This is a genomic window from Acinetobacter sp. UBA801, assembly GCA_002296655.1.
Lineage (GTDB): Bacteria > Pseudomonadota > Gammaproteobacteria > Pseudomonadales > Moraxellaceae > Acinetobacter.
Genome location: DBIN01000019.1, coordinates 47,788 through 62,982, shown reverse-complemented (window position 1 = coordinate 62,982; position 15,195 = coordinate 47,788). Strand labels below are relative to the sequence as shown.

General features: G+C 42.1%; 11 protein-coding genes and 1 pseudogene. 3 read left to right on the top strand and 9 right to left on the bottom strand.

Translation table 11 applies throughout. The features are described 5' to 3' along the window. Positions 1 to 48: 48 nt before the first annotated feature. Positions 49 to 1,101, top strand: coding sequence for a tRNA dihydrouridine(20/20a) synthase DusA (dusA, locus tag B2W49_RS03165; protein ID WP_291334388.1), 1,053 nt, complete (start codon positions 49 to 51; stop codon positions 1,099 to 1,101). 63 nt (positions 1,102 to 1,164) lie between these two features. On the opposite strand, the gene B2W49_RS03160 is transcribed toward dusA, so the two are convergent. From B2W49_RS03160 to B2W49_RS03125, 8 genes and pseudogenes are all read right to left on the bottom strand, one after another. After that, positions 1,165 to 1,938 carry a tRNA threonylcarbamoyladenosine dehydratase gene (locus B2W49_RS03160; protein ID WP_291334321.1) on the bottom strand — a complete coding sequence of 258 codons (774 nt, stop codon included), beginning with the start codon at positions 1,936 to 1,938 and terminating at the stop codon, positions 1,165 to 1,167. Positions 1,939 to 2,006: 68 nt separating this feature from the next. Then, entirely contained in the window at positions 2,007 to 2,831 is an 825-nt protein-coding gene (locus B2W49_RS03155; RefSeq protein ID WP_291334320.1) for a TatD family hydrolase, read from the bottom strand. Position 2,832: 1 nt separating this feature from the next. Continuing rightward, complete coding sequence (locus tag B2W49_RS03150) at positions 2,833 to 3,834, bottom strand: RsiV family protein (RefSeq protein ID WP_291334319.1); 1,002 nt, start codon at positions 3,832 to 3,834, stop codon at positions 2,833 to 2,835. 49 nt (positions 3,835 to 3,883) lie between these two features. Next, the gene (locus B2W49_RS03145; protein WP_291334318.1) at positions 3,884 to 4,699 is read right to left on the bottom strand and encodes a hypothetical protein; all 816 of its coding nucleotides are present in this window, start codon (positions 4,697 to 4,699) and stop codon (positions 3,884 to 3,886) included. A gap of 89 nt (positions 4,700 to 4,788) precedes the next feature. Further along, complete coding sequence (locus B2W49_RS03140) at positions 4,789 to 6,381, bottom strand: peptide chain release factor 3 (protein WP_291334317.1); 1,593 nt, start codon at positions 6,379 to 6,381, stop codon at positions 4,789 to 4,791. Positions 6,382 to 6,517: 136 nt separating this feature from the next. Continuing rightward, positions 6,518 to 6,703: pseudogene (locus tag B2W49_RS03135) on the bottom strand (Fic family protein); the annotation flags it as partial. Between the two features lie 29 nt (positions 6,704 to 6,732). Further along, on the bottom strand, positions 6,733 to 8,799 hold the full coding sequence (locus B2W49_RS03130) for a putative bifunctional diguanylate cyclase/phosphodiesterase (RefSeq protein WP_291334387.1): 2,067 nt from the start codon (positions 8,797 to 8,799) through the stop codon (positions 6,733 to 6,735). Between the two features lie 317 nt (positions 8,800 to 9,116). Next, positions 9,117 to 11,321 carry a carboxy terminal-processing peptidase gene (locus tag B2W49_RS03125; RefSeq protein WP_291334316.1) on the bottom strand — a complete coding sequence of 735 codons (2,205 nt, stop codon included), beginning with the start codon at positions 11,319 to 11,321 and terminating at the stop codon, positions 9,117 to 9,119. 194 nt (positions 11,322 to 11,515) lie between these two features. Between B2W49_RS03125 and nagZ the strand changes: the two genes are divergently transcribed. Then, positions 11,516 to 12,619: a beta-N-acetylhexosaminidase gene (nagZ, locus tag B2W49_RS03120; protein WP_291334315.1), complete on the top strand. Its 1,104-nt coding sequence runs from the start codon at positions 11,516 to 11,518 to the stop codon at positions 12,617 to 12,619. Between the two features lie 245 nt (positions 12,620 to 12,864). After that, complete coding sequence (locus tag B2W49_RS03115) at positions 12,865 to 13,755, top strand: class I SAM-dependent methyltransferase (RefSeq protein WP_291334386.1); 891 nt, start codon at positions 12,865 to 12,867, stop codon at positions 13,753 to 13,755. 62 nt (positions 13,756 to 13,817) lie between these two features. Here the strand turns inward: B2W49_RS03115 and B2W49_RS03110 are convergent, their stop codons facing one another. Then, a complete protein-coding gene (locus B2W49_RS03110) occupies positions 13,818 to 15,152 on the bottom strand; it encodes an alpha/beta fold hydrolase (RefSeq protein WP_291334314.1) in 1,335 nt (444 codons plus the stop codon). Positions 15,153 to 15,195 lie beyond the last annotated feature (43 nt).

Here is a 15,195-nt window from a genome sequence, read left to right as displayed (position 1 = left end):
AATACTGAAATATGGGGGAATATGAGTAAAAATGCGAGTAAATGCAATATGCAAAATGTAGATAAAGCCCTGAAAAATCCACAACTTATTGATAACTCAATAAAACCTCGTATTTCCGTGGCACCGATGATGGATTGGACTACCTGCGATTACCGTTTTTTTGCACGTTTATTTAACCCCAATATCATTCTGTATACTGAAATGGTAACCACTGGCGCAATTTTATTTGGTAATGCCAAGCGCCATTTGGATTACAGCAAGGAAGAACATCCAATTGTGTTGCAGCTTGGCGGTTCAAATCCGAAAGACCTTGCGACCTGCAGTAAAATGGCACAAGACTGGGGTTATGATGAAATCAACCTGAACGTTGGCTGCCCAAGTGATCGAGTACAAAACAATAAAATTGGCGCATGTTTAATGGCAGAGCCAGACTTGGTGGCAGAGTGTATTGCCGCCATGCGTCAAGCGGTTGATATTCCTGTAACCGTAAAACATCGAATCGGGATTGACGACATGCACTCTTATGCAGAGATGCTGCATTTTGTGGATACCGTGGCTCAAACAGGTTGCAATAACTTTATCGTGCATGCCCGAATTGCCTTATTACAAGGTTTATCCCCTAAAGAAAACCGCGAAGTACCACCGCTGCGTTATGAAGATGTGTATCGTCTAAAACAAGACCGCCCTGAATTGTTGATTGAAATTAATGGTGGCATTAAAACGCTTGCCGAAACCCAACAACACCTCAAGCATGTCGATGGGGTGATGATTGGTCGTGAAGCCTATCACAACCCTTATTTACTGGCAGAGCTTGGACAATTGTGGGGGCTAGAATTGCCTGACCGTTTTGAAATTATGCAGCGCATGTTGCCGTATATTGAACAACGCTTACAACAAGGTGCACCACTTTCTGTCATTACCCGCCATATTTTGGGTTTATTCCAAAACCTGCCTGGGGCACGTAAATGGCGTCAGGCTTTAAGTGGTGGCAATGCAAAAACCTTTGCAGATGTAGAGCAAGCACTAGTCAACATTCAAGCAGCAATGCAGCGTACAGAAGACTATTTAAAAGAGCAACAGCTACAACGACCTACTGAATAAAGTCATTGGCGATGTGCAAAAATCAAAGATTTTTTTATAAGCCATGCCTCGCATGGCTTTAACTTATGTATTTTTAGCCTGTAAGGCATCTAACTTTTTCAATACTTCTGCCACCGCTACCATCGCAAAACTGGAGGTAACCACGACTGCCGAACCATAGCCACCACAGCGCAAGCCTGCGCTTGGGCACACATCGGCACTAGAAAATGGATTGTCGATAGAATACACACAAGTAATCCCAAACTTTTCTTTTGGTTTTTTACAAATACCTTTGCTGCGTAATTGGGCGCGCAATTTGGCCAACATCGGATCTTGTTCGGTTTTAGATAAATCTGCCACTCGAATTTTCAACGGATCAAGTTTGCCACCTGCACCACCCGAAACAATCAACGGAATCTTGTTAAAACGGCAATGCAGCATCAACGCTAGTTTAGCTTTTACATCATCAATGCAATCTAAAATCAAATCAGGTGCAGTCGCCAATAAGACTTTGACGTTGTCTGGACTGAGGTAGTCATCGACCAAATTAATTTTGATACGTGGATTAATAGAACGACAACGCTCTGCCATGACATTAATTTTTTCACGCCCCAAAGTTGAACTCATGGCAGGCAATTGACGGTTAATGTTGGATGCTGCGACCACATCCATATCCACCAATGTCAGCTCACCGATACCTGTACGTGCCAACGCCTCAACCGCCCAAGAGCCGACACCGCCAATTCCAATCACCATGACATGACTTTGGGCATAATGCTGAAAAGCACTGTCGCCATAAATTTTGGCCACACCTGCAAAACGGCGTTCATATTCATCATCTTGAAGAAGGTCTGTCATGCTGCAATCAAATCTAATTTCAAAGTGTGGGCATTTTACTGCGTTTCGCAGACTTCGTGTTGTTTCATCTAAGGTTTAGGCAAGTCTAATACTTGAACACTATTCTGCCAAAGCTGTGCGGCTAAAGTCTGCGGCGCAATTTCCAAACAATCCGCCAAACCTTCAAGGACATAAATCAGGTTTGCAGGGGTATTTCGGGTGCGTGATTGAGTATCTGTCTGACAGCATAAAGGCGTCATATCGGGGCAGTCGGTTTCTAAAACCAAATGTTCAGCACCAATTTGCTGCACGACGCGACGTAGTTTTTTGGCATTAGGATTGGTAATCTGCCCTGTCACACCAATTTTAAAACCTAATTTGATCAGTGCTTTGGCTTCTTCCACCCCACCACTAAAAGCATGTGCGATACCACCAAACTGAAACTGTTGCTGTTTGAGTATTTTTAAGGTTTCAGCATGGGCTTTACGAATATGTAGCAGCACAGGTTTTTGTCGATGCTGTGCGATTTCCAATTGCGTAGCAAAAAAATCTTTCTGCTTTTGAAACGCTTCAGGCTGTTTATGTTCGGCCAAAAAAGTATCTAAGCCAATTTCACCCACTGCGACACAATGCTGTTGTTGCAAAAATTGTTCTAAATCTTGTAGATGTTGATTTTGATGCTGCTCGATATAAAAGGGATGCAAGCCTGGCGCAAGATGACTTTGGGGCACCTGCTCAAGTTGATTTAAAAACTGTTGTATGGCAATTAAATCTTGAAAACGTGATTGCACAAAGCCAATCAGCACCAAATGTTCAACGCCCGCTGCCTTTGCCGCATACGCCAATTGCTCCCGATCTGAGTCAAAATCAGGTACATCAAAATGGGTATGCGTATCAAACAGCGCAATGCTCATATTAAGATTTCGCTTTGGTTGTTGCGTTTGCAGCACTTGCTTCGGTAGATTTTGCGGTTGCTTCAGAGGCTGCTTCTGTTACAGGCAAATACGCAGCTTTTACAATTCCCTGCAGTTCTGCATAAGGAATGGTTAAGCGCGGTAAACCCGCGACATAAGGGCCAATTTCATATTCTGCATATTGCAAAATTAAACCTTGTTGACCCAAGTAGTAATTTTCTGACAGCTTAAATTTCCACGCTTGTTCATATTCTTGCACATTGGTGGAAAGTTCAGATGCGATCACCCATTGTTTAAACGCTTCGTAAGCTTTACGTTCCAATTGTGGACGCTGCTTATCTAATAAAATGTCATTTAACAACACTAATTTTTTCTTTTCTAAATCAAAATTATAGTATTGCTGTGCCGATGCACCATGTGCTCCGCCCAAATAACTGCTGCTATTCAATACCACGGTTGCCAAAGGCTGATCTGCATTTAAAATTTTAGGCTTAATCATCAAACTGATTTTATGATTTGAACTTAAAGCTTTCAGTTCCTGATCAAGCGCCAAAAAGCTTTGCACATAAGGCAAGGTTTGTTTTTCTAATTTTTGCGCCAAAGTTTCCACTTGAGCAATGGCTGCTGCAGTGGGGTTGCTGGCAGGTGCATCTGCAGCAGTGGCTGCATTCTCAATTGCAGCAGCTTCAGAAACCGCCTGCTGTGGCGCAATTTCTAAAATTTGAGCCAATTCTTGAATAATTTTCTGATCAATAAATTGGTCGATAAAGGCCTGATTGCTATTCAAACGCTCAATTGAGATTTCAGGGCAGTTTTTCCCATCACATTTAGGCAACGACAAATTCAGTTTTTCAGTATCTCCGACCAGCTTTAGGCTTTGCTGTTCCGTCTGTGTCTGCTCTGGCTCGACGGCTTCAGGTTCAGTTTTCTTTGGCTGACATGCAGTGATCCCTAAAGTTGTAATTAAAATACTGATCGCCAAAATACTTTTATTTTTCAACATGGATTCAACCTTGATTTCATCAATTTTTGCTTATCATCAAACTCATCTACTAAAACATAGATGGGTAGATCTCTGCTTTTAAAACTTGTTGTGTTTGTGCTTTGCTTAGGTAAATGTCTAACTGCGTGCCATCTTTGACAATTTCATGGGTGCGATAATGCAATCCTAAACCCTGATCATCAAAAAACCAATCTGCCTGCCCCCAATACAGTTTGGGAGGTGCTGATTTTTGCACGTCACTGCTTTGTGTTTTGAGCCAATCCTGATAGGCCTGCTGTACAAAAGTATTCATACGGGTTTGTTGTTTGGCATCAATCACGTCTAAAACAGACAAGGCTTTTTGCTGCCTCCGATCTGCGACAAAGAAATAATAGCGTTCTTTGACCTGTGTGCCTTCCTGTTTGCTATCTACCCCGACTTGCAACAAGACATATTGATTGCGTTGATATGCCATGCGGGTGTACATCGCCAATTCATAAGCTTTATTTTGATCTAATTGCGCCTGCCAAGCATCGGATTTTTTCACATAGGCATCTACAGCTTGCTGCAAATTCATGTTTTGTTTTAAGCCAATTTGATCTTGAATCACCATAGCCTGATTTTTAGCAATCCAACTGTTGAGCCATGCATCTTGGGTATTTAAAGTTTGCAGTTCTAATTCAATGCAGTTTTTATTTTCACAAAAAGGCAAGGCAATATCTGCCGCCTGTGGTTTGATATTTAAATAAGGTAAAACTTCAGCCTGATCTTTCTGTAAAATAGAGGTTTGCTCATCTGTATTTTTATTTTGTTGAGATGAGTCACAGGCACTGAGTAAGATCGCTCCACTCAACATTACTCCCAGATAGACTGTTTTTTGCAGCATGACATCCCCAATGTATTTATCTAAAAATAATCACCAGCCATAATAAAACAGCTTCGTGATGAAGCTGTTTTATTTTTAAAAGCTTTAACTTAGTGCTCACGCGTATTTCTAAACTCAATATCAGGATAACGCTCTTGCATTAACTGTAAATTCACGCGGCTAGGTGCGAGATAAGTTAAGTGTCCACCACCATCGACAGACAATTGGTCGTGGGCTTTTTTCTTAAACTCGTTAAATTTTTTCTCATCGGCACAAGACACCCAACGCACAGTATTGATGCTGACTGGCTCATACATACAATCGACCTTATATTCTTCTTTCAGGCGATAGGCAACTACTTCAAACTGCAGCACACCAACAGCACCCACGATTAAATCATTGCTGTTTTGTGGCATAAAGACTTGCGTTGCACCTTCTTCTGAAAGCTCTTTAAGACCTTTTTGCAGCTGTTTTGACTTCAATGGGTCTTTCAAACGCACACGACGGAACATTTCAGGTGCGAAGTGAGGAATACCTGTAAATTGTAGCTTCTCACCCGAAGTGAATGTATCGCCAATTTGAATAGTACCGTGGTTATGCAAACCAATGATATCGCCTGGCCAAGCTTCTTCTAAATGCTGGCGGTCACCTGCCAAGAAGGTTAAAGCATCACTAATACGCACATCTTTATCTATGCGTACATGTTTCATTTTCATGCCTTTTTCATACTTACCCGAACAAATTCGCATGAATGCAATACGGTCACGGTGTTTCGGATCCATATTGGCCTGAATCTTAAATACAAAACCACTAAAGCCTTCTTCATCAGCTTCTACAATACGTTCTTGAGTTGGATGTGCTTTTGGTGGCGGCGCATATTCACTAAAAGCATTTAATACATGATCTACACCGAAGTTACCCAAGGCTGTACCAAATAATACAGGGGTTTGACGACCTGCCAAGAATTCTTCACGGTCTAATGGCTCATTCGCCATTTGTACCAATTCAAGTGATTCTTCAAATGCAGCCCATGCCAATTCACCTACTTTTTCACGTAGGTCTGCATGGTTATAGCCATCACGCACCTCAATCTCAGTAATGACTGAACCGAAACCGGCTTTATACACGTAGAATTTTTCTTCGATTAAATTAAATACACCAGCAAAATCACGGCCAGTACCGAGTGGCCAGGTGATCGGGACACATTTAATTTTTAGAACGTTTTCAATTTCATCAAGAAGTTCGAGCGGCTCACGGATTTCACGGTCCATTTTGTTGACGAATGAGATGATCGGGGTATCGCGCATCCGACACACGTCCATCAGTTTAATAGTACGGTCTTCGACACCTTTTGCTCCGTCAATCACCATCAGTGCAGAGTCCACCGCAGTTAAAGTCCGATAAGTATCTTCTGAGAAATCTTCATGCCCTGGGGTGTCAAGCAAGTTGATCATTTTGTCTTTATATGGGAATTGCATCACCGAGGTGGTAATGGAAATTCCACGCTCTTTTTCCATTTCCATCCAGTCAGATGTAGCACCACGGTCAGACTTACGGCTTTTTACCATCCCTGCAACCTGAATAGCCTGTCCCCATAACAGCAGTTTTTCTGTCATGGTGGTTTTACCAGCATCGGGGTGGGAAATAATCGCGAAAGTGCGTCGCTGTGCGACCTGCGCCGCTAACTCATCTTTAAAACTCATGCAAGACACCTACTGCAGAACTGCAGTGTATAAGATCAAAATGATCAATATGAAAAATTGGCGATATTGTAGCAGATTTGAAAAGGATTTTAATGTTCGTTGATAGGTCTTGATTTATTCACAAATGAAAATATAGTTACTTTTTCAATCTATACTTTTGCTTTGGGCTTTTCAGTTTTTCTGGAATCGTACGTTCAATCTAACCTAATTCTATGGCAGGATTCAGATAATTCTTTTGGAACGTTGCTCGATGAGTCAATCCGACCAATTGCATCAACTCAGCGAAAGTATAGTCTCCTTGTTTCATCGCTGAAATTGGCCGCTAGCTTGAGCGGTAGCATGATCGCTAACTTAAGTCGAATGTTTAAACAACTCTTCTAAATGCTCAACATCCATAGGTAAGCCCAATAAATAGCCCTGCAATTGCTGACAGCCTAAACGGGTTAAAATTTCAGCTTGTAACGGCGTTTCCACTCCTTCAGCAGTCACCGTCAAACCTAGTTTAATCGCCAACTGAATAATACTTTCTAAAATTAATTCTTCTTTGCTGTCCAAACGTAAGTCTAAAATAAAAGCACGGTCAATTTTCAACTCATCGACGGGCAATTTCTTCAAATACAAGAAACTCGAATGTCCTGTACCAAAATCATCAATCGCCAATTGAATCCCCATTTGACGCAAACGTTCAAAACTACGAATACTCGATTCAATATGATGCATTGCTGTACTTTCAGTCACTTCAATCATCAAGTGTTTAGGTTGAATCTCATAGCGTTTAAATAAGTTTTCTAAAGTAGAAAACAGGTGCTTATGTTCAAACTGCACTGCCGATAAATTCACAGCCACAGGAAATAACGGTGCGCCCAACCTTTCCCAAATTTGAATTTGTTTAAAGGCTTCTTCTAGCGCCCAATAGCCAATTTGAATAATCAAACCCGTTTTTTCAGCCCCTTTAATAAACATATTTGGGGTAAGTAAACCATGCACAGGGTGATACCAACGAATTAAAGCTTCTACACCACAAATTTTATGGTCAGCGGCTTTAAACTTTGGCTGATAGAACAGCTTAAATTGTTGTTGTTCAACTGCTTTATATAAATCATTAATCAACTTACTTTGGCTTTTGGCCTCAAGTAACTCCAGATCATAATTAAAGACTGAACTGGTGTTACGCCCCTGATATTTAGAGGTCAGCATAGCGGCATCGGCATTCATTAAAATATCTTGCAAATTGGTACCATGCTCTGGATACATGGCAATGCCAATACTGCCTGAAATATGAATGACCTTGCCCGCAATTAAAAAACCTTGCTGAATCAGTTCCAATATTTTTTCAGAAATGGCAGTGGCTTCGGCAATATCGGTATGTTCTATCACCAAAAGAAATTCATCACCACCAATTCTTAATAACTGGGTATTTTCACCCAAGTGGGATTGCACACGTTTCGACAGCTGAATCAGTAATTGATCGCCAACATGATGCCCAAATACGTCATTCACCGCCTTAAAGCGGTCTAAGTCAATATACAAAAACGCAATTTTAGTGTTTTTTTGCCGATGTTCAGAAAAAAGCAATTGTGCATATTCGGCCAAATATGAACGGTTAGGCAATTTGGTCAGGTTATCTTTGACTGCCTGATTGGCTAATTCTCGATTGGCCAAAGACAATTGTCTGCTTTTTTCTTCTAAGCGCAGTTCCAATAAAGATACGCCCACCGCAGCAGCAAAAATAAGACTGGTCACTAAAATGACCACCAACAAGGCTGACCCTTGCCCCATCTGGAAATTCCTTGATTGAGGCAACTCGGCTGTGGAGTAAAAATGCAGTGCTTCCATGCCAATATAATGCATGGCAACAATGCTCAGACTCATGAGCACCGCAATGAAAATTTTATATTGTGCCTGACGCCGCAAGCTGTAATTCGAACGGAACATAAACCAAAAGGTAACTATTGCCCCACCAATCGCCACCAATACAGACAGTAAAACGATCGTGGGATCATAATAACTACGGTAACCTTCTACCTGAATTCCCATCATACCCGTATAGTGCATGCCTGAAATGCCCAACCCCATCAAAATGCCGCTAAGGATTAAGCGTGCTATAGACAAAGTCGATCGCGCAGTCAGCCAAACCGCAAACGTAGAGGCGATAAATGCAATAATAAAAGACAGGGTCGTAAAGCTAAGATCAAATTGATACGGTGCAGGTAATTGGCATGCCAATATGCCCACAAAGTGCATACACCACACTGCCGCACCCAGCAGCAAACCACTCATGATTAATGCAATTTTTTTGAGTTGTTGTTGTACATTTTGAAACAGCATTTGCTCAACAGACACTGCAAAATAGCAGGCCAATACTGAGATTGCCACCGAGCCAATTAACAAGCTCAAATCATAATGTACATGCATAATTAGATGTATCCATACCTGTTATATTTTATTGCTTTTCGGTTACTCAATCTCACACTCTCTTATAAACAATAACTAAAAAGCAACCTGAACGGCGGATTGATCTAACAAAGACCGCATTGCCTTTAGAATCTAATACAATTACGCCTTGGTCAATAGTCAAATATTAATATCTCATCACGAAAGAATGGCAATTTTAAACTGCGTACAGCTGTCTAACTCAAAGCTATACACACATCTTGTCACTTTACTTTTCGCTTTAGGAAAAAAAACCAGCAACTTTTAGCTGCTGGCTCTATTTGATTAAGGTTCTAAGATTTTTAAGATTGATTCGGCTCAGAAACACTTTTTTGTAACATGGCATAGTCTTGCAAAACCTGTGCTGCTTCAATCACAAAAGCTTCCTCCTCAGGCAAAGCAGGGCGTTGTGCTGCCTTCATTTTGGCACGCGCTTCTGCCAAAGCATCAATGGATGCCTGATAGCTTTCCCAATTGGCAAATGGTTTCAAACCTGTTTCCTGACGGCGTTTGTTTTCCGCAGCCAGCGTTTGTTGTTCCAAAGCCAGCAACTCGGCTCTGCGTTGTTCAATATCTAAAACAATGCTTTTGCGATCTTCAGTTTGTTTGGCAATTTGCTTACGTTGTTCTAAATATTGAAATTGTGGATCAAGCGTAACACGTTGCTGTGATAATTGACTCAACTTGGTGATATATGGCTGCACTGAACCTTCACGCTTAAATGGCGCAGTTGGAATGGTATCCCATTTCAAGGCATTTTTAGCTTTACGCTCACCAAACTCATCATTGTAAATATCAACCAGTTTAATGTCTGGAATCACACCTTTGTTTTGAGTACTGCCGCCCGTAATACGGTAGAACTTACGTTGAGTTAAGGTCGCCTGACCATAGGCCAAGGAGTCAAGTTGTACCTGCGCTGTGCCTTTACCTGTGGTGGTACTACCAATCACAATCCCGCGTTGATAATCCTGAATTGCTGCAGAATAAATTTCACTAGCAGAGGCTGAAGCTAAGTTAATCATCACCGCCAATGGGCCTGCATAAGTCTGTGCACCGCCATCGTCATCTTCAAACACACTCACATTGCCATTGCCATCACGGATTTGCACCACAGGACCAGACTTAATCACTTGCCCGAGCATACGCGCCACTTCTTCGAGTGAACCGCCAGGATTGTTACGTAAATCGACAATAATCCCTGCGACATTTTTGGCCGCCAAACTTTTCAGGGCATTGTTGGTATCTTCCGACACCGAGCGATACTCATTACCTGCCCGACGCGCACGATAATTCAAATAAAACGATGGAATTTCAATCACACCATAGGTATAGGTTTGACCATCACGTTTGATGTCAATGGTCCGCGAACGAACTCCCGCATCTTCTTCTTGAATCACATCACGTATAATGGTGACATTACGCGCCTGATTCATGGCCGCACCTGCACCCAACAATCGTACAGTGACTTTGGTGCCGCGTTTACCGCGAATCAGCCCAACAATTTCATTGCTCGGCCAACCCACAACATCCACCATTTTTTCGCCATCTTGTGCCACACCAATAATGCGGTCACCCGATTTCACCTGCCCTGTTTTGCTGGCAGGGCCACCCTCAACAATGGTTTCAATTTTGGTGTAATCTTCATTGCCCCGTTCAGGACGAATCGACACCCCAATCCCTTCCAGCTGTAAAGTCGTTTGACGGTTTAGCTCCATCGCATCAACCGGCGGAAAGAAGTTACTATGCGGATCATAAGTCAGCATCATCGCATTTAAAGTTTTGTCCAGTACATCATCACTCTTTAAACGATTCATACGCTCTAACTGACGGGTATAACGTTTGGTTAACGTTTGCACTGGAGTCAAATCTTCAGGGCTAGCCAAATCTTGCCCATTGGTCAATTCGGGATTGTCTTTAATGGCTTTTTGTTTTGCTAATTCTTCTTCTTTGCTAATGGTCAGGTTAATGAGCTGTGACACTAGCATTTTTTGCCAGTGTGCACGCATTTCTGCTTCTGTTTTAAAGAACGGTGCTTTTTCACGATCTGTTTCAATACTGACATTTGGCTGTTTTAAATTTTGTGGTTTTTTCAGCTCTGCCAACATGAAATGATAAAACTGTTTTAAACGCTCACGATACTGTGCATGAATTTGATACGGCCCAGCCAAATTCCCTGCCTTTAAGGACGCACCAAAAGTTGGGGCATATTGTTTGCGGTATTGCTCAACTTCTTTAGCCAAAAACAAAGTATGGTCTGGGTCTAGACTGTCGATATAAAAATCAAAAATGCGCTGCGACGTCGCGGCATCTAAACGCTGATTTAAATAATGCTGACGATCGACCAAGGTCGCCAATTGACGCGAAACCAATGCTTGCTCCTGCGTCGGCACAATACTGTTAGCAACGACAGCGGTATTATTGGCTGCAATTGCCTCGTTAATGGCGTGAGAAAAGAAAAAACCGCCAGTTGCTATCGCAACCGCACAAGCGATGGTTTGAAGTTTCATAAAAATATTTACGTCCTTGGTTTTTGACCAATCTCTGCTTTTCACAATGAATTGAGCAGATTCAAAATCTTATACAACTTAATTTAGGTCTGTCGTGTAGTTTTATCATAATCTGTGCTGTCAAAATGTAGCAAATCATTGCAGAATTCAGGTATTGTTTTTTTATTGATAAAAATCGAATACGGACACCCAATATGATTGGCGCATTGATGCTCGACATCGCTGGCACAGAACTTACTCAAGAAGATATTGAACTATTAAGCGCTCCGCAAGTCGGTGGCGTGATTTTATTTGCCCGAAATATCCAATCTCCTGCGCAAGTACGCGATCTGACCGACCACATGCGTCAGGTGCGCCCTGATATTTTAATTGCAGTGGATCAGGAAGGCGGACGCGTACAACGCTTGAAACAAGGTTTTACCTTATTGCCTGCTATGGGCAGATTTGGCGAGTTATATCAAAGCGAACCTGAACGTGCCTTAGATTTAGTCGAAGAATGTGGCTGGTTGATGGCCACCGAAGTATTAGCAGTAGGCATTGATTTTAGTTTTGCGCCCGTTTTAGATCTAAATGGCGTCAGTGATGTAATTGGAGATCGCGCTTTTGCTGCTTGTCCTGCCAATATTATTGCTTTGGCAGATGCCTTTTTACGTGGAATGCATCATGCGGGAATGGCAACTACAGGCAAACACTTTCCTGGACACGGTTCAGTTAAAGCCGACTCTCACGTTGCTGCTGCGATAGATTCACGTTCTTTTGCCGAAATTCAGCAACAGGATATGCAAACCTTTCTGCAACTGCAGAATCAACTAGATGCTCTCATGCCTGCGCATGTCATTTATGATCAGGTCGATCCGAACCCTGCAGGTTTTTCTGAATTTTGGTTACAGCAAGTGCTTCGCAAAGACTTGGGCTATGATGGGGTACTTTTTTCAGATGATTTAAGCATGCAGGCCGCTTGTGTAGCAGGTGATGCCGATGCGCGTATTCATGCCGCTTTAGTCGCAGGTTGTGACATGGGACTGGTCTGCAACAATCGTGCAGCACAACGATTGGCTTTAAGTGCGATTACCGATTTACCCTTGCCTAATCAGACACGTTTAGAACGTATGCGCGGTAAAATCCCCGAACTCAGTACGGAGTTTAAGATTACTGATGTTTTGGATTTAGGCGATGAATGGCGAAGCGTCCGTGATCGTATCTTGGCATTTAAAGAACAAAGTGCCGCGCTACTGGCAGCGCAAACCAGTCACGACCCGACCAATTATTCAAGTAGCACTAAAAACGCTGCAACGTGAGACAGCCACAAACTAACCATACACCTGCACTTTTTTCACAGCATTTATACGACAAAGGAACACGACAGCGTGTTCCTTTTTGATTATGATGAACTTATTCTATTTTGAGTATATGCATGACACCGCAACTTGAGTGTCAAAGCATGCCTAAAAAGACAACGACCACCATTCAAACAATTAAGGTCTAGACGAAAATGACAAAAACACTCCTGAACAGCAAAATCGCAACAGAAAAAAGCACCGAAATGCATAACTCGGATGATAAACCAACTCACTCAGACACGACTGCATTGTCCAAACATCGACATATTTCTTTTACCGCACACTACACGGGATATATCTGGTATCAAATGGGGATTTCACATCCTGTATTTGCGACCCGAAAAGGCAAGTTTTTAGCCAAATTGGTACATCCTTTAGAAAACTGGGCAGAACGTCATGTGGGCGGCAGTATGCGCAGCACCCTCAAACAACGTCACCAAATGATTGATGCACATTTGAGCCAACTGATTCAGCAGCATCCACAACTACAAGTACTCGAAATTGCATCAGGACTGTCACCACGTAGCTGGAATTTTCGACAAAAATATCCTGAACTAAATTACCGTGAACTGGATTTGCCCGATATGGCGCAAATTAAAACTCAAGCCTTACGAAAAATTGACCACGATGCACCTGAAGTGCTCACAGGTGACATTTTCAGTGAATCTTTCCAAAACATTTTTGAATATTTTGATCACTCGCAGCCCTTGGTGCTTATTAGTGAGGGTTTAATTAACTATTTTACCAAAGACATGCTACATAAGCTGTTAAATGGCATGTGTAACTACACTCAAAACTTTCCAGAACTGCATTATTTAACCGATATTTACCCTGAACCTGTAAAGAACAAGCTCGCCAACTTTATTTGGAACTGCAGCCGTTTATTGAAGTTGATATCACGCAGTGCTTTCACCTTCCACTTTCAATCTCCGCAGGAATTAACTGAATTTTTTCAAAGCGCAGGTTTTGAACAGGTGCAGCTAGAACAACCACAACTGTATTTTTCAAATACCTCTTTAGAAAAAACAACGACAGAACATTTAGGCGATTTAGTTTGGATGATTCATGCCTACAAAAAAAATAGCGTGGTTTAATACGCTATTTTTTTCTATTTGTTATGAACAATTTCAAACTCAGCCAATGATTGCACCGACTACTAACAGGCGTATTCCAAATTTTGCGCAGCCGCTTTTTGACGTTCCACATAACGTAACAAACGCTCTGCCACTTCAAAACTACCATGCTTAAATAATGCACGTAATTGTTGCCCTTGGCTTTCAAAAATTAAACATTCAATACCAAAACTGCCTTCTTCATCCTGTAATTCTAAGGCCATATCTCGTTCAAACTGTGCTGCCTGTGCAGCCAACGCAGCATTTTCAAAATCAAGCAATACACCAAAGAAGTTTAAATCGACAATGTGCGTAGCAATTTTCAAATCAGAATGACGATACTGCAAATGACTTTGTGGATTTTGCACCCGAATACGCGCTTCACCACGACGTTCCATCGTCAACAACTGGGCACGTGTCATAGGAATAATGCCATCTAATTCCTGAATAGATTCATGGCTTAAAAAGGCCGCAAATAAATTCATGGTTTCTTTACGACGCTGTAATTGCGGCACATGATCTGCATTGGCAATCATGGCAAACTCCATGTTCGGGCATTGCAACGCGAAATTGGCATTTTCATGTGGTAAGGTAAAACTGTCATATTGCCCACACGCCACCAAAACCTTACATTGTGGAATTGGCACATTGGTTAAACGCAATAAACGGTTGCAGTTCACATCGTAGCGATCTTGCTCTGTGGCGGTAAAGTCGGCCATTTGTCGGTAAAACAAACGCTTAGCAGTCGGAGACATGCGAGTTTGTTCCATTTTGGCATGATTGACCAAGTACAAAATCACCGCCTGACCAAACTCATCCATGCGTTGCTCTTTCATTAAATGCAGCGATTCTTCAAGCAACATGCGCCAACTTTTACGGGTCTTTTGCATCACCCCCATTAAAATCATGCGGTCAATCAATTCAGGGCGCTGATCTGCCAAACAGGACGCCACCACCGAACCCAATGACATGCCCATGACGGATACTTTATCTAAGCCGACAATATCCAGCCAATCACCCAACATCTGACCTAAATCATGCAGTTCTAGCGTTCCTGCAGACTCACCTGTTTCAACATTGATCATTTGCTGATTAGCCCCCATAGAAGGCATATCAATTAAAATAATCGGGCCAGCACGAAATAGTTGCTCTACGCAGTATTTATAAGAATTAAAATTCTGGAATGCCCCGCCAACAATCACAATAGGAGTTAAATGAGCAGTTTCAGGCTGTGCAATCGCCATGTATTCCACTTTCCAGCCATTGATCCAAGTGGTGCGAGCGGGTTGTTTAAAACTGTGTTTATCATAAATATCAAAAAAACAGAGATGCGAACTTGCGTCCTGTACGTCCGTGTCCATCTGGATCATGGAATTCATATTCCTTACCTCCATGCGCATTTTATTTTTATTGTGCAAGTGT